The 17106-nt window shown below is 68.6% G+C and carries 15 protein-coding genes; 4 read left to right on the top strand and 11 right to left on the bottom strand.

Translation table 11 applies throughout. The annotated features are described in order from the left end of the window. Positions 1-107 precede the first annotated feature (107 nt). From rho to AC30N0_RS19230, 3 genes are all read left to right on the top strand, one after another. The gene (rho, locus tag AC30N0_RS19240; RefSeq protein WP_489519497.1) at positions 108-1370 is read left to right on the top strand and encodes a transcription termination factor Rho; all 1263 of its coding nucleotides are present in this window, start codon (positions 108-110) and stop codon (positions 1368-1370) included. Positions 1371-1451: 81 nt separating this feature from the next. Beyond that, on the top strand, positions 1452-1712 hold the full coding sequence (locus AC30N0_RS19235) for a type B 50S ribosomal protein L31 (protein ID WP_489519496.1): 261 nt from the start codon (positions 1452-1454) through the stop codon (positions 1710-1712). A gap of 86 nt (positions 1713-1798) precedes the next feature. Further along, on the top strand, positions 1799-3454 hold the full coding sequence (locus tag AC30N0_RS19230; protein ID WP_489519495.1) for a hypothetical protein: 1656 nt from the start codon (positions 1799-1801) through the stop codon (positions 3452-3454). 6 nt (positions 3455-3460) lie between these two features. Here the strand turns inward: AC30N0_RS19230 and phoR are convergent, their stop codons facing one another. The 7 genes from phoR to pstS all read right to left on the bottom strand — a co-directional run bounded on the left by phoR (position 3461) and on the right by pstS (position 10065). Next, positions 3461-4819, bottom strand: a complete 1359-nt coding sequence (gene phoR, locus AC30N0_RS19225) for a phosphate regulon sensor histidine kinase PhoR (protein ID WP_489519494.1) — start codon at positions 4817-4819, stop codon at positions 3461-3463. 22 nt (positions 4820-4841) lie between these two features. Next, positions 4842-5543, bottom strand: a complete 702-nt coding sequence (gene phoB, locus AC30N0_RS19220) for a phosphate regulon transcriptional regulator PhoB (protein ID WP_489519493.1) — start codon at positions 5541-5543, stop codon at positions 4842-4844. 9 nt (positions 5544-5552) lie between these two features. Beyond that, a complete protein-coding gene (phoU, locus tag AC30N0_RS19215; RefSeq protein WP_489519492.1) occupies positions 5553-6260 on the bottom strand; it encodes a phosphate signaling complex protein PhoU in 708 nt (235 codons plus the stop codon). Beyond that, positions 6257-7042 carry a phosphate ABC transporter ATP-binding protein PstB gene (gene pstB / locus AC30N0_RS19210; protein WP_489519491.1) on the bottom strand — a complete coding sequence of 262 codons (786 nt, stop codon included), beginning with the start codon at positions 7040-7042 and terminating at the stop codon, positions 6257-6259. The genes phoU and pstB overlap by 4 nt, the downstream gene beginning before the upstream one ends. A gap of 16 nt (positions 7043-7058) precedes the next feature. Further along, positions 7059-7940: a phosphate ABC transporter permease PstA gene (gene pstA, locus AC30N0_RS19205; RefSeq protein WP_489519490.1), complete on the bottom strand. Its 882-nt coding sequence runs from the start codon at positions 7938-7940 to the stop codon at positions 7059-7061. Further along, on the bottom strand, positions 7937-8914 hold the full coding sequence (gene pstC / locus AC30N0_RS19200) for a phosphate ABC transporter permease PstC (protein WP_489519489.1): 978 nt from the start codon (positions 8912-8914) through the stop codon (positions 7937-7939). Before pstC ends, pstA begins: the two co-directional genes overlap by 4 nt. 125 nt (positions 8915-9039) lie before the next feature. Further along, entirely contained in the window at positions 9040-10065 is a 1026-nt protein-coding gene (pstS, locus tag AC30N0_RS19195) for a phosphate ABC transporter substrate-binding protein PstS (RefSeq protein WP_489519498.1), read from the bottom strand. A gap of 180 nt (positions 10066-10245) precedes the next feature. Here pstS and AC30N0_RS19190 point away from each other — a divergent pair, with 180 nt between their 5' ends. Beyond that, the gene (locus AC30N0_RS19190) at positions 10246-12474 is read left to right on the top strand and encodes a PhoX family protein (protein WP_489519488.1); all 2229 of its coding nucleotides are present in this window, start codon (positions 10246-10248) and stop codon (positions 12472-12474) included. An 86-nt stretch (positions 12475-12560) separates the two neighbouring features. Here AC30N0_RS19190 and AC30N0_RS19185 read toward each other — a convergent pair whose 3' ends face one another. The 4 genes from AC30N0_RS19185 to ftsH form a co-directional block, all read right to left on the bottom strand. After that, complete coding sequence (locus tag AC30N0_RS19185) at positions 12561-12710, bottom strand: hypothetical protein (protein ID WP_489519487.1); 150 nt, start codon at positions 12708-12710, stop codon at positions 12561-12563. Positions 12711-13506: 796 nt separating this feature from the next. Next, positions 13507-14835: a phosphoglucosamine mutase gene (gene glmM, locus AC30N0_RS19180; RefSeq protein ID WP_489519486.1), complete on the bottom strand. Its 1329-nt coding sequence runs from the start codon at positions 14833-14835 to the stop codon at positions 13507-13509. Beyond that, positions 14832-15713 carry a dihydropteroate synthase gene (gene folP / locus AC30N0_RS19175; RefSeq protein ID WP_489519485.1) on the bottom strand — a complete coding sequence of 294 codons (882 nt, stop codon included), beginning with the start codon at positions 15711-15713 and terminating at the stop codon, positions 14832-14834. Before folP ends, glmM begins: the two co-directional genes overlap by 4 nt. A gap of 55 nt (positions 15714-15768) precedes the next feature. Next, a partial coding sequence (gene ftsH, locus AC30N0_RS19170) for an ATP-dependent zinc metalloprotease FtsH (protein ID WP_489519484.1) occupies positions 15769-17106 on the bottom strand: 1338 nt, incomplete at its 5' end.

The following is a 17106-nucleotide window of genomic DNA, read 5'->3' as shown; positions in this document are numbered from 1 at the left end:
CGACTCGAGCGCATCCCAGCACCCCACGCGGCTGCTTGATCGCCTGACACGAACGCCCGGTGACGCGGCATCCGCGCAGTCGCCAACCACTCCCAGGGTGTCCACCCATGCATCTGTCAGAACTCAAGTTGATCCACGTCTCGGAGCTCCTCACGATGGGCGAGGGGCTGGAGATCGAGAACGTCGCCCGCATGCGCAAGCAGGAGCTGATGTTCGCGATCATGAAAAAGCGCGCCAAGGCCGGCGAACAGGTGTTCGGCGACGGCGTGCTGGAAGTGCTGCCAGACGGCTTCGGCTTCCTGCGCTCGATCGAGGCCAGCTACATGGCGTCGACCGACGACATCTACCTGAGCCCGAGCCAGATCCGCCGCTTCAATTTGCACACCGGCGATATGGTCGAAGGCGAAGTGCGGGTTCCGAAGGACGGCGAGCGTTATTTCGCGCTGGTCAAGGTCGATCGCGTGAACGAGCTCACCCCCGAGGAGAGCAAGCACAAGATCATGTTCGAGAACTTGACGCCGCTGTTCCCGAAGGAGCAGTTCAAGCTCGAACGCGACGTCAAGTCGGACGAGAACATCACGAGCCGGATCATCGATCTCATCGCGCCGATCGGCAAAGGCCAGCGCGCCTTGCTCGTGTCCGCACCGAAGAGCGGCAAGACGGTGATGATGCAGAACCTGGCGCACGCGCTGATCGCCAACTATCCCGAGGTCTACCTGATCGTCCTGCTCGTCGACGAGCGGCCCGAGGAAGTGACCGAGATGCAGCGCACCGTGCGCGGCGAGGTCATCAGCTCCACCTTCGACGAGCCGGCGGCGCGCCACGTCCAGGTCGCCGAGATGGTCATCGAGCGGGCCAAGCGCCTGGTCGAGATGAAGAAGGATGTCGTCATCCTGCTCGACTCGATCACCCGTCTCGCACGGGCGTACAACAACGTGCTGCCGTCCTCGGGCAAGGTGCTGACGGGCGGCGTCGATGCCAACGCGCTGCAGCGTCCGAAGCGCTTCTTCGGCGCGGCGCGCAACATCGAGGAAGGCGGCTCGCTCACCATCATCGGCACGGCGCTGGTCGAGACCGGCAGCCGCATGGACGAGGTGATATACGAGGAATTCAAGGGCACCGGCAACTGCGAGATCCACCTCGATCGACGGATGTCCGAGAAGCGGGTTTACCCCTCGATCCTGCTCAACAAGTCGGGCACGCGCCGCGAGGAGCTGCTCCTGAAGCCGGAGATCCTGCAGAAGAGCTGGATCCTGCGCAAGCTCCTTTACTCGATGGACGAGATCGAGGCGATGGAGTTCATCCTCGAGAAGATGAAGGCGACCAAGAACAACCTCGACTTCTTCGACATGATGCGTCGAGGTGGGTGAGCGGTATAATTTTCGGCTTTGCGGAAAGTGCGTTGCCGGGCTCCGGCGCGACGTGGCTACCGGACACTTCAGAGGCTTCCCATGAAAGATGGCATTCACCCGGCGTATCGCGAAGTCTGCTTCGTCGATCTCTCCAACGGGTTCAAGTTCGTCACGCGTTCCTGCGCGCAGACGCGCGAGACGATCAAGATGGACGACGGCCGCGAGCTGCCGATGTACAAGCTCGAGTCGACCAGCGAGTCGCACCCGTTCTACACGGGCACGCAGAAGAGCGTCGATTCGCTGGGCGGCCGGGTCGAGAAGTTCCGCAACAAGTTCGCGCACCTGACGCCGAAGAAGTAGGCGGGCGCCTGCGTTCTGAGTAAAAAGGCAGCTCCGGCTGCCTTTTTCTTTGTTGCATCATTCGCGGCCCCTGCCACCCACCCCCCGTGCACCGCCCGAACCCGGCCCTGGTCAGCGAACGCGAAGCGACGCCGCTGCCGCGCGTTCCCCTCTTCCTTCTCTGCGCCGCCTATGTCCTGCCGGGGCTCTTCGGCCGCGACCCGTGGAAGAGCGCAGACATCACGGCCTTCGGCTACATCGTCAACATCGCCGACGGCCGCACCCCCTGGCTCGCGCCGACGGTGGGCGGCGTTCCCGCCGACGGTGCCCTGCTGCCGTACTGGATCGGCGCCCTCTTCGTGAAGCTGGGCCAGGGCTGGCTCGACCCGGCCTTCGCCGCGCGGGTTCCCTTCGCCCTGCTCCTGGCCACGGCCCTGGCCCTCACCTGGTACGCCGCCTATCACCTGGCCCGCGCCGAGTCGGCGCAGCCGCTGCCCTTCGCCTTCGGCGGCGAGGCCGCCCCGGTCGATTACGCCCGGGCCATCGCCGACGGCGCCTTGCTCGCCCTGATCGCCTGCCTCGGCCTGCTCCAGCTGGGCCACGAGACGACGCCCGAGCTGGCGCAGCTCGCCGCGGTGACGCTCTTCCTGTACGGCATGTCGAGCAGCGTGCAGCGGCCGGTCGCCGGGGGCATCTTCGCCGCGCTGTCGCTGGTGTCGCTCGCGGCGAGCGGCGCACCCAGCATCGCCATGCTGCTGGCCGCCATCGGCGTCGCGGTGGCGCTGCGCTCGCCGGGCGCGGGCGGTTGGCACCTGGCCGCGCTCATCGGCACCGGCGCCGCGTCGGGCGCAGTGGCGGCGACGGCACTCGGCGCGTGGGCCAACCGGCTCGGCGATGTCGCGTCGGCAGCGCAGGCGATCGGCCTCGTGCGCGAGTTCGCCTGGTTCGCCTGGCCGGCCTGGTTCCTTGCCGCCTGGACGCTCTGGCGCTGGCGCCGCCACCTGCTCAGCCGGCACATCGCCGTGCCGCTCGGCTGCACCGGCGTGCTCGTCGCCGTATGGTTGGGCATGGCCGGCGACGACCGGGCCTTGATGCTGGCCCTGCCGGCACTTGCCGTCCTCGCTGCCTTTGCCCTTCCGACGCTGGAGCGGAGCGCCGCGGCGGCGATCGACTGGTTCTCGATCTTCTTCTTCACCATCGCAGCGACGGCAGGCTGGCTCTTCTACCTGGCGATGCAGACCGGAACCCCGGCGAAGCTGGCCGCCAACGTCGCGAAGCTGTCGCCCGGTTACGCGAACACCTTCTCGTTACCCGCGCTGGTGTTCGCGCTGGCGGGCACCGTGGCCTGGCTGTGGCTCGCCCGCTGGCGGACCGGCCGCAACCGGCACCCGCTCTGGAAAAGCCTCGTCCTGCCGGCAAGCGGCGTCACCTTGTGCTGGCTGCTCGCCATGACGGTGCTCCTGCCGCCGGTGGACAACGCGCGCAGCTACCGGTCGATGATCCAGCGCATCGCGCGCCTGGTGCCCCCGACCGGCTGCGTCGCCGCGCCGGACATGCCGCGCGCCCAGGTGGTCGCGCTCGAGTATCTCGGCGGCTACCGCGTCGATGCGGTGACGCCCCTGTCGCGCACCTCCTGCGACTACCTGCTGATGGCACGGACCCAGGTGAAGCCCGGGCCGGAGTGGGAATACCTCGGCCGCGAGCGCCGCATCCGCAAGGACGACGACGTCACCGACATCTACCGGCGCGCTCGCGCGCGTTGACGGGGCTCAGGAGGACGAGGTCCGGGTCAGCTCGGCGGTCGCCCGCGCCGCCGGTCCGGCAGCCTCCCCGACCCGCGCCGCGGGCAGGACCAGGCGGAAGGTGGACCCCTGCCCCGGCTCGCTTTCGATGTCCAGCTCGCCGCCGTGCCGTTGGATCACGTGCTTGACGATGGCCAGACCCAGCCCGGTGCCGCCCGACTCGCGGGACCGGCTTCCGTCGACGCGGTAGAAGCGCTCCGTGAGCCGAGAGAGGTGCTCGCGCGCGATGCCGCGACCGGAGTCGGTGACGGTCAGCTCGCCGCTGCCGTTTGTGGTGATGTTCCAGCGCACGTCGATGCTGCCGCCGTCGGGCGTGTAGCGAACCGCGTTGTTGACGAGATTGCCGACCGCGCTGCGAAGCTCGGACTCGCTGCCGGCGATCAGTGCGTCGCCCACTGCCGCAAACGCCAGCACGTGCCGGCCTGCCGACAGCGCCCGCGCTTCGGCCTCGACCTGAGCCAGGATGCCCGACAGCGACACCCACCCGTCTGCGGCCGGTCGCGGGCTGCCTTCGAGCCGGGCCAGCGTCAGCAGGTCGCCGACGAGGTTGCCCATTCGCTCTGCCTGCTGCGTCATGAGGGTGATCACCCTCTTCTGCTCCGTTTCCGAGAGCGGCAGGTTGCGCATCGTCTCGAGGAAGCCGGAGAGGACGGTCAAGGGCGTGCGGATCTCGTGCGACACGTTGGCGACGAAGTCGCGGCGCATCGCGTCGGCGCGCTCGCGCTCCGTCATGTCCTGTGACAGCACGAGCTTGGAGTTCGTGCCGTAGCGGCGGATCGTCACCTGCAGGGAGCCCCGTGCCCCCGGCTCGTGGAAGGTGATGGGGTTATCGAACTCGGCCGACTGGAGATAGGAGACGAAGGCCGGCGAGCGGACCAGGTTGGTCACGGGCTGACGCCGGTCGCGCACCGGATCCAGCCGGAAGTGATCGGCAGCGCGGGCGTTGCACCATTCGATCTGGTCGGCATCGTCGAGCAGCAGAACGCCGTTCGGCGAGGCCTCCATCGCCAGCACGAACTGGCCCAGTCGATCCCGCTCCCACTGGGCTTCGCGTTCGAAGCTCCGCAGGTTTTTCTCGATGCGGTAGGCCACCTCGCCCCAGCAGCCCGCGTCGCGGGGCGCCGCCTCGCCCTGGGAGCCGCGCAACCAGGTCAGCAGGCGCCAGCCACGGGCCGAGTCCCTGACGACGACGGCAGCGAAGCTCAGCAAGCCGGCGAGCAAACCGCCGATGAACGCGCCGCGGTCGGCGCCGAGGAGGTAGCCGATCAGGATTCCCCCTCCCGTGCCGGCCAGCCCGGAAAGCAGGCGCGGCAGGAGCCACCTCATCCCCGGTCGGCCCGTACGCCCATCACCCCGTGATCACGCCGATCGGGGCTGCCAGGCGATAGCCGGCCCCGCGGACCGTCTCGATCATGTGCTGGCACTCGAGCCCGCTCAGCGCCTCGCGCAGGCGCTTGATGTGCACGTCGACGGTACGCTCTTCGATGAAGACGTGATCGCCCCAGACGCGGTCGAGCAGCTGCGTCCGGCTGTGCACGCGTTCCGGGTGGCTCATGAAGAAATGCAGGAGCTTGAACTCCGTGGCCCCGATCTTGATCTCCCGGCCCTGGCTCGTCACCCGACGTGTTGCCGGGTTGATGGTGAGCCGGCCGACCTCCACCTCGAGGTCGAGCGCCTCGGGAGCGCGCCGGCGCAGGACGGCGCGGATGCGCGCCAGCAGTTCGCTGGACGAGAAGGGCTTGGTCAGGTAGTCGTCGGCGCCCGCGTCGAGACCGGAGATCTTGTCGGCTTCCTCGGCCCGGGCGGTCAGCATGATGATCGGCAGCTCGCGCGTGCGAGCCTGGATGCGCCACTGACGGGCCAGGGCGTGCCCGCTCTGCCCGGGCAGCATCCAGTCGAGCACGACGAGGCTAGGCAGCGCACCGTCGATGGCCGCCTGGGCCTGCGCCGCATCGCCCGCGATCGTCACGTCATAGCCGACGTGGCGCAGGTTGATGGCGATCAGCTCGGCGATGGCCGGCTCGTCTTCGACCACGAGGATTCTCGTCATGTAGCTTCCTCAGCGCACCAGGTCCTCGACGGTGCCGACGGAATTGTGTCGGACGTCGGTTCCCTTGACGATGTAGATGATCTGCTCGGCCAGGTTCTTCGCATGGTCTCCGACGCGCTCGATGGCCTTGGCGACGAAGATCAGGTCGATGCTCGAGGAAATCGTCCGGGCGTCCTCCATCATGAAGGTGATGAGCTTGCGGAGCAGGCCCTCGAATTCCTGGTCGATCAGGTCATCGGCCTTCAGGACCTCGACCGCGCGGTCGACGTCGAGGCGGGCGAACGCGTCGAGCGCCTTGCGCAGCTGGGCCACGGCAAGCTCCGCTTCGTAGGCGAGGTCGTTGACCGGCAACCGCAAGCGCGTCGAAACCCCCGTGTTGACGAGGCGCTGGACCGTGCGGGCGATGCGCGCGGCCTCGTCGCCGACGCGCTCGAGGTTGGCGATGGTCTTCGAGATCGCGATGAGCAGACGCAGGTCCCGGGCGGTCGGCTGCCGGCGGGCGATGATCAGCGAGAGATCCTTGTCGATCTCGACTTCGGTCGAGTTCACCCGCTCCTCCGTGGCGAGCACGGCCGAGGCGATCTCGCTGCTGAAGTGGGTGAGCGCATAGACCGCCCGCTCGACCTGGGACTCGACCATCCCGCCCATCTCGAGCACGCGCGTGGAGATGCCGCTCAATTCGGCATCGAACTGGGTCGACAGGTGACGATCGCTCATCCGAACCTCCCGGTGATGTAGTCCTCGGTGTCCTTCTTCTTCGGCCGCATGAAGACGTCGGAGGTGGCGCCGAATTCGATCAAGTCGCCGAGGTACATGTAGGCCGTGTAGTCGGAACTGCGTGCCGCCTGCTGCATGTTGTGGGTAACGATGACCACCGTGTAGTCGCTCTTGAGCTCGTGGATCAGCTCCTCGATCTTGCCGGTGGAGATGGGGTCCAGCGCCGAGCAGGGCTCGTCGAGCAGCAGCACCTCCGGCCTGATGGCGATGCCGCGCGCGATGCAGAGGCGCTGCTGCTGGCCACCCGACAGCCCGGCGCCGCTCTGGCTCAGCTTGTCCTTCGCCTCGTTCCAAAGCGCTGCCTTGCGCAGGGCCCACTCGACCCGCTCGTCCATCTCGACTCGAGGCAAGGTCTCGAACAGCTTGACGCCGAAGGCGACGTTGTCGTAGATCGACATCGGGAACGGCGTCGGCTTCTGGAACACCATGCCGATCTTGGCACGGATCAACGAGACATCGTCCTTCGAGCCGAGGATGTCGTTGCCGTCGAGCTCGATCTGGCCTTCGGCCCGCTGTTCGGGATAGAGCTCGAACATCCGGTTGAAGGTCCGCAGCAGGGTCGACTTGCCGCAACCCGAGGGGCCGATGAACGCCGTCACCTTTTTCTCGGGAATGTCGAGGTTGATGTTCTTCAGCGCTTGGAAGGCGCCGTAGTAGAAGTTGAGGTTCCGCACCGAGAGCTTGGGCTTCTCGGTCACGGGAAGTGCGACCTTCATGTCCATCGGGTGCCGCTCCGGATCAGTACTTGTTGCGCAGGAAGACCCGCGCGAGGATGTTGAGGGCGAGTACCCCGAGAGTGATCAGGAAGACGCCGGCCCAGGCCAGCTTCTGCCAGTTCTCGTACGGGCTCAACGCGAACTTGAAGATCGTGACCGGCAGGCTGGCCATCGGCTGGCCCAGGTCGCTGGTGAAGAACTGGTTCGACAGGGCGGTGAAAAGCAGCGGTGCGGTTTCGCCGGCGATCCGTGCCAGCGCGAGCAGGACTCCGGTCAGCACGCCCGCTCGGGCGGCCTTGAGGGTCACAGTCATGATCACCCGCCACTTCGGCGTGCCGAGCGCATAGGCCGCCTCGCGCAAGGCGTTCGGAATGAGCGCCAGCATGTTTTCCGTGGTCCTGACGACGACGGGGATGACGATCAGCGTCAGCGCCAGGACACCGGCCCAGCCCGAGAACGTCTTAAACCGCGCGACCACCACGGCGTAGATGAAGAGGCCGATCACGATCGACGGCGCCGACAGCAGGATGTCGTTGATGAAGCGGGTGACGGCGCCGAGCCAGGTCTTCTGCCCGTACTCGGCCAGGTAGACGCCGGCCAGGACGCCGACGGGCGTGCCGATCGCGGTGGCGAGCGAGACCATCAGCAACGAGCCGACGATGGCGTTGGCGAGCCCGCCCTCGGCCTGGGGCGGCGGCGTCATCTCCGTGAACAGCGACAGGGCCATGCCGCCGAGCCCCAGGCGCACTGTCTCGATCAGGATCCAGATCAGCCAGAAAAGGCCGAACGACATCGCGGCGAGCGCCAGGGCCAGGGCAATCGAGTTGGTCCGCTTGCGGCCGGCATGCTTCGACAGGCGGCGCGCCAGGTGGGCGGCGACGGCAGGGTCGTTCACGCTGCTCATGTGCGGGACCCTTCGCCCCTCTGCAAGCGCATCAGGAGCAGCTTGGAGCAGGAGAGGACGACGAAGGTGATGAAGAAGAGGACCAGGCCGAGATAGATGAGGGACGCCTGATGCAGGCCCTCGCCTGCTTCGGCGAACTCGTTCGCGAGCGCCGACGTGATGCTGTTGGCAGCCTGAAACAGCGACAGCGAGTCCAGCTGGTTGAAGTTTCCGATCACGAAGGTGACCGCCATCGTCTCGCCCAGGGCGCGGCCGAGGCCCAGCATGATGCCGCCCACGACCCCGGTCTTGGTGTAGGGCAGCACCACCTGGTAGACCACCTCCCAGGTGGTCGAGCCCAGCGCGTAGGCTGACTCCTTCAGCATCGGCGGCGTGACCTCGAACACGTCGCGCATCACCGAGGCGATGAAGGGGATGACCATGATGGCCAGGATGATGCCGGCCGAGAGGATGCCGATGCCGACCGGCGGGCCGCTGAACAGGGCCCCGAGCACGGGAACGGACCCGAAAGCGCTCTGCAGGGGTTGCTGCACGTAGGTCGACAGGATGGGGCTGAAGACGAGCAGTCCCCACATGCCGTACACGATGGACGGCACTGCCGCGAGGAGCTCGATTGCGGTGCCCAGCGGGCGCTTGAGCCAGGCCGGCGATAGCTCCGTGAGGAACAGGGCGATGCCGAAGCTCACCGGCACGGCGATGAGCAGGGCGATGAACGAGGTCATTACCGTGCCGTAGATCATGACCAGTCCGCCGTAGCGGTTCTGGACCGGATCCCACTCGCTGCGCCAGAGGAAGGAGAGGCCGTACTCGCGGATGGACGGCGCGGCACCGATTACCAGTGAGACGATGATTCCGGCCAGGAGAAGCAGCGTCAGCACCGCCGCTGCGTGTGCAAGCAGCGAGAAGAATTTGTCTGCCCAGGGGGAAGACCGGCGTGGGGCGGGCGGCCGATCCCTGGGCTGGGTGCGTTCCATTCGTTCGCTGCCGGGAAAGGGGCTGACGGGCAGTGTAGCGGCCACTTCTACTCCTCAACGCGACAGCGGAGCCCGCCGCACCGGCAGGGCTCCGCTGATCGAATCCCGCCCAGCGGGAAGCGGCATCACTTGTAGGCGATTGCCTTCCCGGATGCGTCCTTGATGTTGTCGGCCCACTGCTTGCGGACCATCGCTTCGACGTTGTCCGGCATCGGCACGTAGTCGAGGTCCGCAGCCATCTTGTCTCCGCTGGCGTAGGCCCAGTCGAAGAACTTGAGCGCGTTCGCGGTGTTCTGCGGCTTGTCGGCACTCTTGTGCATCAGGATGAAGGTCGCTCCGGTGATCGGCCAGGATTCCTTGCCCGGCTGATCGGTCAGCACCTGGTGGAAGGTCTTGCTCCACTCGGCGCCTGCAGCCGCGGCACGGAAGTTGGAATCGTCGGGCCCGACGAAGACCCCGTCCCTGTTGCGCAGCATCACGTGCGACATCTTGTTCTGCTTCGCATAGGCGTACTCGACGTAGCCGATCGAGTTGGGCAGGCGCTGCACGAAAGCCGACACCCCCTCGTTGCCCTTGCCGCCTGCCCCGGTTGGCCAGTTCACCGCCGTCCCCTCGCCGACCTTGGCCTTCCAGTCGGGATTGACCTTGGACAGGTAGTTGGTGAACAGGAAGGTCGTGCCCGAGCCGTCGGCACGCCGGACCGGCGCGATCGCCGCGTCGGGCAAGGCGACACCGGGGTTGAGCCCGGTGATCGCAGCGTCGTTCCACTTCGTGATCTTGCCGAGGAAGATGTCGCCTAGCACCTGACCCGTGAGCTTGACCTGGCCGGCGGCGACACCCGCGATGTTGACGACGGGGACGACGCCGCCGATGACGGTCGGGAACTGGATCATCCCTTCCTTGGCCAGTTCCTCGTCGCTGAGCGGCGCGTCGGAGGCGCCGAAGTCGACCGTCTTGGCCTTGATCTGCTTGATGCCGCCGCCCGAGCCGATAGACTGGTAGTTCAGCCGGGCACCGGTGGCCTTGTTGTAGGCATCGGCCCACTTGGAGTAGACCGGTGCCGGGAACGAGGCGCCTGCGCCGGTGATGTCCTGGGCGCTCGCCTGAACGGCCAGCGCCGCGAAGGCGGCAGTGCAGAGGATCTGGGGGATGAGCGGGTAGCGCACGAGTGTCTCCTGAAGCGAACGGGGTATGGGGCGGACTGTATGAACCGCGCGTGACAGGTGTGTGACGGACCGGAAGCCCCTGCAGCGTGGAGTCGGTCACACGCGCGTCATCCCCGACGGACAGACTCCCGGGCTTTTCACGGGTCAACCCCAGGAGCGCTGCCAATGAACAAACCCGCCGATCTTTCCGTGCGCGACTTCGACGACGAGGACACCAACACCTCGTCCAACCCCACGTTCGAGTCGGTGCTCTCGGCCCGGCTCAGCCGCCGCAGCATCCTGCGTGGCGGCTTCGGCTCGGCGGCCACGGCGGTCCTCGGCGGGGTCGGCCTCGCCGCCTGCGGCGGCAGCGATGACGATTCCAGCCCTGCCGGTCCGGCCGCGACGGAAACGATGCTCGGCTTCGGTGCCGTCGCCAAGTCTCTCGAGGACAAGGTCGTCGTCCCGGTGGGGTACACGGCTTCCGTCCTGATCGCTGTCGGCGACCCCCTCGCCACCGGCGTCGCGGCCTACCGGGGCGACGGCACGGACACCGGCTACGACCGCCGCGCCGGCGACAACCACGACGGCATGGAGTACTTCGGCCTGTCGCCGACGGGAACGCCCGACCGCATGAGCAGCGACCGGGCCCTTCTCGGCACCAACCACGAGTACATCAACCAGCTGTTCCTGCATCCGAACGGGCCCAGCCCGAACCCGCGCCCCGCGACCGAAACCGATATCGAGGTGGACGCGCACGGCGTTTCCGTCACCGAAATCGCCAAGACCGCGGGACGATTCGCCTATGTGCAGGGCTCGGCCTTCAATCGGCGCATCACCGCCGCAACCGAGATCGAGCTCGCCGGCCCGGTACGCGGTCACCCGTTGATGGTGACGAAGTTCTCCACGACCGGCACGCGAACCCGCGGCACGGTGAACAACTGCGGCACCGGCAAGACCCCGTGGGGCACCCTGCTGACCGGCGAGGAGAACTGGACCGGCTACTACTTCCGCGCCGCCGGCGACCAGGCCCTGCGCACCGCCAAGGCCAACACGGCGCTGGCCCGGTATGGCCGCAGCGTGACGGCCACCGCCGCGGCGGCGAGCCGCTACGGCTGGGAAACCTCGGGCGCCGCCGACAAGTACGCGCGCTGGAACACCAGCGTCACCGGCGTGTCGGCCGACGGCAGCGACGACTACCGGCACGAGATCAACGGCCAGGGCTACATGACCGAGATCGACCCCTACGACGCGGCATCGGTCGTCAAGAAGCGCACGGCGCTCGGACGGATGGCGCACGAGAGCGCCGCCTTCTCGAACCCGGTCGTCGGCCAGCCGCTCGCCGTCTACATGGGCGACGACCAGCGCAACGACTACATCTACAAGTTCGTCTCGACGCAGAACTGGGTCGCCGCCGACGCCACGCCGGCCAATCGCGTGGCGACCGGCGACAAGTACCTCGACGCGGGCAAGCTCTACGTCGCGAAGTTCAACGCCGACGGCTCCGGCGCCTGGCTCGAGTTGAGCCTGTCCAACCCGAGCGTGGCGAACTATCCAGGCTATGCGTTCGCCGACGCCGGCGACGTCGCGATGCACTCGCGCCTGGCCGGCGACGCGGTCGGCGCGACCAAGATGGACCGGCCGGAGTGGTGCGGCGTGCACCCGACGACGGGTGAGGTCTATTTCACCCTCACCAACAACAACAACCGGCGCCTCGGTGCCGTCACCGGATCGCAGCTCAACCCCGATCCGGCCAACCCACGCGTCTACACCGACATCCGCGGTGCCGCGACCACCCAGTCCGGGAACCCGAACGGACACATCGTGCGCATGAAGGAGACCGGCAGCAACGCCGCGACGGCCTTGGCCTTCACCTGGGACATCTACCTGTTCGGCGCCGAATCGGGCGCGCCGGCCGGCATCATCAATCTGTCGGGGTTGAGCGACGACCAGGACCTGTCCAGCCCGGACGGCCTGGTCTTCACGCCCAGCACCGGCCTGTGCTGGGTGCAGACCGACGACGGCGCCTACACGGACGTCACGAACTGCATGATGCTCGCCGCAGTGCCGGGCATCGTGGGGGACGGCGGACCGGTGACGCTGGACTACGGCGCCAACGGCACGGTGACGACGCGGATGGGCAAGAAGCCGACGGCGGCCACGCTCAAGCGCTTCTTCGTCGGCCCGATCGATCAGGAAATCACCGGCCTGTGCGAGTCTCCGGACGGCCGCGTGCTCTTCCTGAACATCCAGCATCCGGGGGAGGAAACAGCGTTCTCGGCCATCGGCGACCCGAGCCGATTCACCAGCCATTGGCCCGGCAATGCCGGCTACGGACCAGGCGGCGCCAACGCACGGCCGCGCTCGGGGACGGTAATGGTCACCAAGAACGACAACGGCCGCGTCGGCTCCTGAGCCTTCGCACCTCGAGGCCGCCGGCGGGGACGCTGGCGGCCCTTTCCGTTCGGGCGTCACCGGGTACAGGCGACATACCTCGGCGATCAGCGCCGATGTCTCGCTCCAAGGGCCGCGACGCCGGCGAGCAGCAGGAGCAACCAGCCGGGCGACATCGCACCGCCACCCCGGCTTGTGCCGGCGTCGCTGCCGCCATCGCCGCCGGCCATCGGCGGCGGCGCGGTGGGCGCGGCCACGCCCGTCGCGGCGATCCGGACCAGCGCGGCATTGCTCGCGTCGGACTCGATCTCGATCCGGCCCTCGGCGCGATCGGCACGCGTCGGCGCGAAGGAGACGCTGACTGCGCAGGACGCTCCTGCATCGAGACTTCGCGCATCGGCGCAGGGTCGCGCTCGCCGCGCCCTGGACCTGCGGTCGGAAAGAGGCCGTGACGCGACACTGACCCAGCGGCGGCAGGCTCAGCGGGCAATCGTGCTGCACCGGGAACGTGATCGGATCGGACGACAGCACGGCGCCGATGACGAGGTCGTTGCGCGGCTGCAGGTTGCGAACGAGCAACTCCCGCGGCCGCAACTGCGTGCCGACGAGTTGGGCGCCGAAGTGATCGGCGGTCGGCCAGGTTGCGGGCAACGACTCCACCGGGCCGGCCGGGACGATGCTGGCCGGGTAGGCGGAGATGTCCGCGAGTTCCAGGTCGCCGAGATACTGGCGCAGGTACCCCATGCGCGACACGGCGGCGATCGTCCTCGAGATCAGGGGGCCGCCGGCCGCGCCGCGCAGGACGCTGTTTCGATTGTTCGCGGGTTCGCCGTGGCACGAAACGCACGAGCCGAGCGCCGGCTCGCCAGGCAACTCCCGGTAGAGCGAGGCACCGCGGGCCGCGTCCTGGCCCCGGGCTCCGGCGGGCAGCGACAGCAGGGCGGCGACGGCAAGGGACAGGGTGGCCCGACGAGCGGCGTCGCGCATCGTCCGCTTGTAGCTGCTGCCGATGACTCCGCGATGACAGCGTGGGTGGCGCGAGGACTCCGCGACTCAGCCGAACGCCGCCGCGAGCCGCTCCGCGCACGCCCGCGCCTGGCCGGCATCCCGGGCCTCGACCATCACCCGGACCACGGGCTCGGTTCCCGACGGCCGGATCAGCACCCGGCCGTGCGGACCCAGCTCGCGGTCGACCTCGGCGCGCACCCGGTCCAGGGCCGTGCTGGCGCGCCAGTCGGTCCCCGGCGTGAGCTTCACGTTGACCATCGTCTGCGCATAGAGCTCGATGCCCTCCAGCAGCGCCGGCAACGACTGACGGGACCGGAGCATGGCCTGCAGCACGAGCAGCGCGCTGACGATGCCGTCGCCCGTGGTGTGCTTGTCGAGCGCCAGCAGATGGCCCGAGCCTTCGCCGCCGAGCTGCCAGCCGCGACGGACCAGCTCTTCGAGCACATAGCGGTCGCCGACCGCGGCGCGGACGAACTCCATGCCGCGGTCGCGCAAGGCGATCTCCACAGCCATGTTGGTCATCAGGGTGCCGACGACGCCGGGCTCGGCGCGGCCCTGGCTGCGCCGGTCCTCGGCGATGAGGAAAAGGAGCTCGTCGCCGGTGTAGAGCCGGCCGGCGGCATCGACCATCTGCAGGCGGTCGGCGTCGCCGTCGAGGGCGATGCCGCAGTCGGCCCGATGCGCGCGCACGGCCTCGACCAGCGCCTGCGGCGCGGTGGCGCCGACCCTGTCGTTGATGTTCAGGCCGTCGGGTGCGCAGCCGATCGCCACCACCTCCGCACCCAGCTCGTGGAAGACGTCGGGGGCCACGTGGTAGGCCGCACCATGGGCCGCATCGACGACGATCTTGAGCCCCTTCAGCGACAGCTCGCTGGCGAACGTGCTCTTGCAGAACTCGGTGTAGCGACCGGTCGCGTCGTCGAGGCGGCGGGCCTTGCCCAGCTCGGCCGAGCGGACCCAGCGCTGCTCCTCGGCCAGCGCCGCCTCGACGTTGGCCTCCCAGGCGTCCGGCAGCTTCTCGCCGCGGGCCGAGAAGAACTTGACGCCGTTGTCGTCGAACGGGTTGTGCGACGCGCTGATCACGACGCCGAGGTCCAGGCGCAGGGCCCGCGTCAGATAGGCGACGCCAGGGGTCGGCAGCGGCCCGGTGAGGACGACGTCGACGCCGGCCGACGCGAAACCGGCCTCGAGCGCCGACTCGATCATGTAGCCCGAGATGCGGGTGTCCTTGCCGATGAGGACGGTCGGGCTGCGCTCTCCGGCCTTCAGGACCTGGCCGACGGCGTGGCCGAGGCGCAGCATGAAGTCGGGCGTGATCGGTGCGGAGCCGACCGTGCCGCGGATGCCGTCGGTGCCGAAGTAGTTCCGTTTCATGACGCCATGCTACCGATGCGCGGTGCCGCCGCGGCATGGGCCACCGCCAGCGCCGCCACGGTGGCGCCGACGTTGTGGACGCGCACGATCCGGGCGCCGCGCTGCACCGCCAGCAGGGCCGCGGCGGCGCTCGCCGCATCGAGAGCCGCCACCTGCGCCGGGCTGCGCTGGTCGCGCGCAATGTCGCCGAGGCCGACGAGGCAGGCCAGCGTCGACTTGCGCGACCAGCCGGCGAGGACGGGCCGGCCGACCGCCAGCAGCTCGGCGTGGCGCGCGAGCAGCTCGAGGTTCTGCGCCGCGCCCTTGGCGAAGCCGATGCCGCAGTCGACCACCAGCCGGTTCGCGTCGACGCCCGCCGCAGTGACCCGCTCGACCTGCTCGCGGAGGAACGCGACCACCTCGGCGACGACGTCGTCGTACGCCGTGTCGGCCTGCATCGAGCGCGGCGTGCCGCGCATGTGCATCAGGCAGACGCCGCAGGCGGGGTGCGCCGCCACCGCCTCCAGCGCGCCGGGCGTGCGCAAGGCGCCGATGTCGTTGACGATGTCGGCGCCGAGGTCGAGGACGACGCGCATGACCTCGGGCTTGCTGGTGTCGACCGAGACCGGGCAGCCGAGCGTGAGCGCCGCGCGCAGGACCGGCAGCAGCCGGGCCAGCTCGGCGTCCGCGCTGACCGGGTCGGCGCCGGGCCGGCTCGACTCGCCGCCGAGATCGAGCACGTGGGCGCCTTCCTTCAGCAGCCGCTCGCAGGTGGCGATGGCCCGCGCCGGGGTCAGGGCCGGGTTGCCATCGGAAAACGAGTCGGGCGTGACGTTGACGATGCCCATCACCCGGGGCTCGGCGAGATCGAGCCTGAAGCGCCCCGCCTGCCAGATCATGGGCAGCAAAGAAAACGGGGCCGAAGCCCCGTCGTCCCGATGCGAACCGGACCGATCACGCAGCCGCGGGCGCGTTGCCCGGGGTCACCGGCGGCACCGGGCCGCCCGGCTTGACGGCCGGCGGCGTCCAGTCCTTCGGCAGGCGCGGCGGCTTGCCCGACATGATGTCGTCGATCTGGTCGGCGTCGATCGTCTCCCACTCGAGCAGGGCCGACGCCATCGCGTGCATCTTGTCCTGGTTGTCCTCGATGAGCTTGCGAGCGATGGCGTACTGCTCGTCGATGATGCGACGGATCACCAGGTCGACCTTGCGCATCGTCTCCTCGGACATGGTCGTCGTCTTGGTGACCGAGCGGCCGAGGAAGACCTCGCCCTCGTTCTCGGCGTAGACCATGGGGCCGAGCTCGTCGGTCATGCCGTAGCGCATGACCATGTCGCGGGCGATCGAGGTGGCGCGCTCGAAGTCGTTGCTGGCGCCGGTGGTCATCTGGTGCATGAACACCTCCTCGGCGATGCGGCCGCCGAACAGCACGGCGATGGTGCTGAGCATGCGCTCCTTGTCGAGGCTGTAGCGGTCGCCTTCGGGCAGCTGCATCGTCACGCCCAGGGCCCGGCCGCGCGGGATCACGGTGACCTTGTGGACCGGGTCGGTCTTCGGCATCAGCCGGGCGACGAGGGTGTGGCCGGCCTCGTGGTAGGCGGTATTGCGGCGCTCCTCCTCGGGCATGACCATGGACTTCCGCTCGGGGCCCATCATGATCTTGTCCTTGGCGCGCTCGAAGTCGACCATCTCGACGACCCGGCCGCTGCGCCGCGCCGCGAAGAGCGCCGCCTCGTTCACCAGGTTGGCCAGGTCCGCGCCCGAGAAGCCCGGGGTGCCGCGGGCCAGGATGTCGGCCCGGATGTCCTGGCCGACCGGGACCTTCCGCATGTGCACGTTGAGGATCTGCTCGCGGCCGCGCACGTCGGGCAGGGTGACGTAGACCTGGCGGTCGAAGCGGCCAGGGCGCAGCAGCGCCGGGTCGAGGATGTCGGGCCGGTTGGTGGCGGCCATGACGATCACGCCGACGTTGGTCTCGAAGCCGTCCATCTCGACCAGCATCTGGTTCAGCGTCTGCTCGCGCTCGTCGTTGCCGCCGCCGAGGCCGGCGCCGCGGTGGCGGCCGACGGCGTCGATCTCGTCGATGAAGATGATGCAGGGCGCGCTCTTCTTCGCCTGCTCGAACATGTCGCGCACGCGGGCGGCGCCGACGCCGACGAACATCTCGACGAAGTCGGAACCCGAGATCGAGAAGAACGGCACCTTGGCCTCGCCGGCAATGGCCTTTGCGAGCAGGGTCTTGCCGGTGCCCGGAGGGCCGACCAGGAGGACGCCGCGCGGAATGCGCCCGCC

This window comes from Rhizobacter sp., assembly GCF_031412495.1.
Classification (GTDB): domain Bacteria; phylum Pseudomonadota; class Gammaproteobacteria; order Burkholderiales; family Burkholderiaceae_C; genus Schlegelella_A.
This window is presented reverse-complemented; position numbering and strand designations above follow the sequence as displayed.

Coding starts and splice junctions, on each gene's coding strand:
- rho (WP_489519497.1), top strand. CDS start 108: ATGCATCTGTCAGAACTCAAGTTGATCCACGTCTCGGAGCTCCTCACG.
- AC30N0_RS19235 (WP_489519496.1), top strand. CDS start 1,452: ATGAAAGATGGCATTCACCCGGCGTATCGCGAAGTCTGCTTCGTCGAT.
- phoR (WP_489519494.1), bottom strand. CDS start 4,819: ATGAGGTGGCTCCTGCCGCGCCTGCTTTCCGGGCTGGCCGGCACGGGA.
- phoB (WP_489519493.1), bottom strand. CDS start 5,543: ATGACGAGAATCCTCGTGGTCGAAGACGAGCCGGCCATCGCCGAGCTG.
- phoU (WP_489519492.1), bottom strand. CDS start 6,260: ATGAGCGATCGTCACCTGTCGACCCAGTTCGATGCCGAATTGAGCGGC.
- pstB (WP_489519491.1), bottom strand. CDS start 7,042: ATGGACATGAAGGTCGCACTTCCCGTGACCGAGAAGCCCAAGCTCTCG.
- pstA (WP_489519490.1), bottom strand. CDS start 7,940: ATGAGCAGCGTGAACGACCCTGCCGTCGCCGCCCACCTGGCGCGCCGC.
- pstC (WP_489519489.1), bottom strand. CDS start 8,914: ATGGAACGCACCCAGCCCAGGGATCGGCCGCCCGCCCCACGCCGGTCT.
- AC30N0_RS19190 (WP_489519488.1), top strand. CDS start 10,246: ATGAACAAACCCGCCGATCTTTCCGTGCGCGACTTCGACGACGAGGAC.
- glmM (WP_489519486.1), bottom strand. CDS start 14,835: ATGAAACGGAACTACTTCGGCACCGACGGCATCCGCGGCACGGTCGGC.
- folP (WP_489519485.1), bottom strand. CDS start 15,713: ATGATCTGGCAGGCGGGGCGCTTCAGGCTCGATCTCGCCGAGCCCCGG.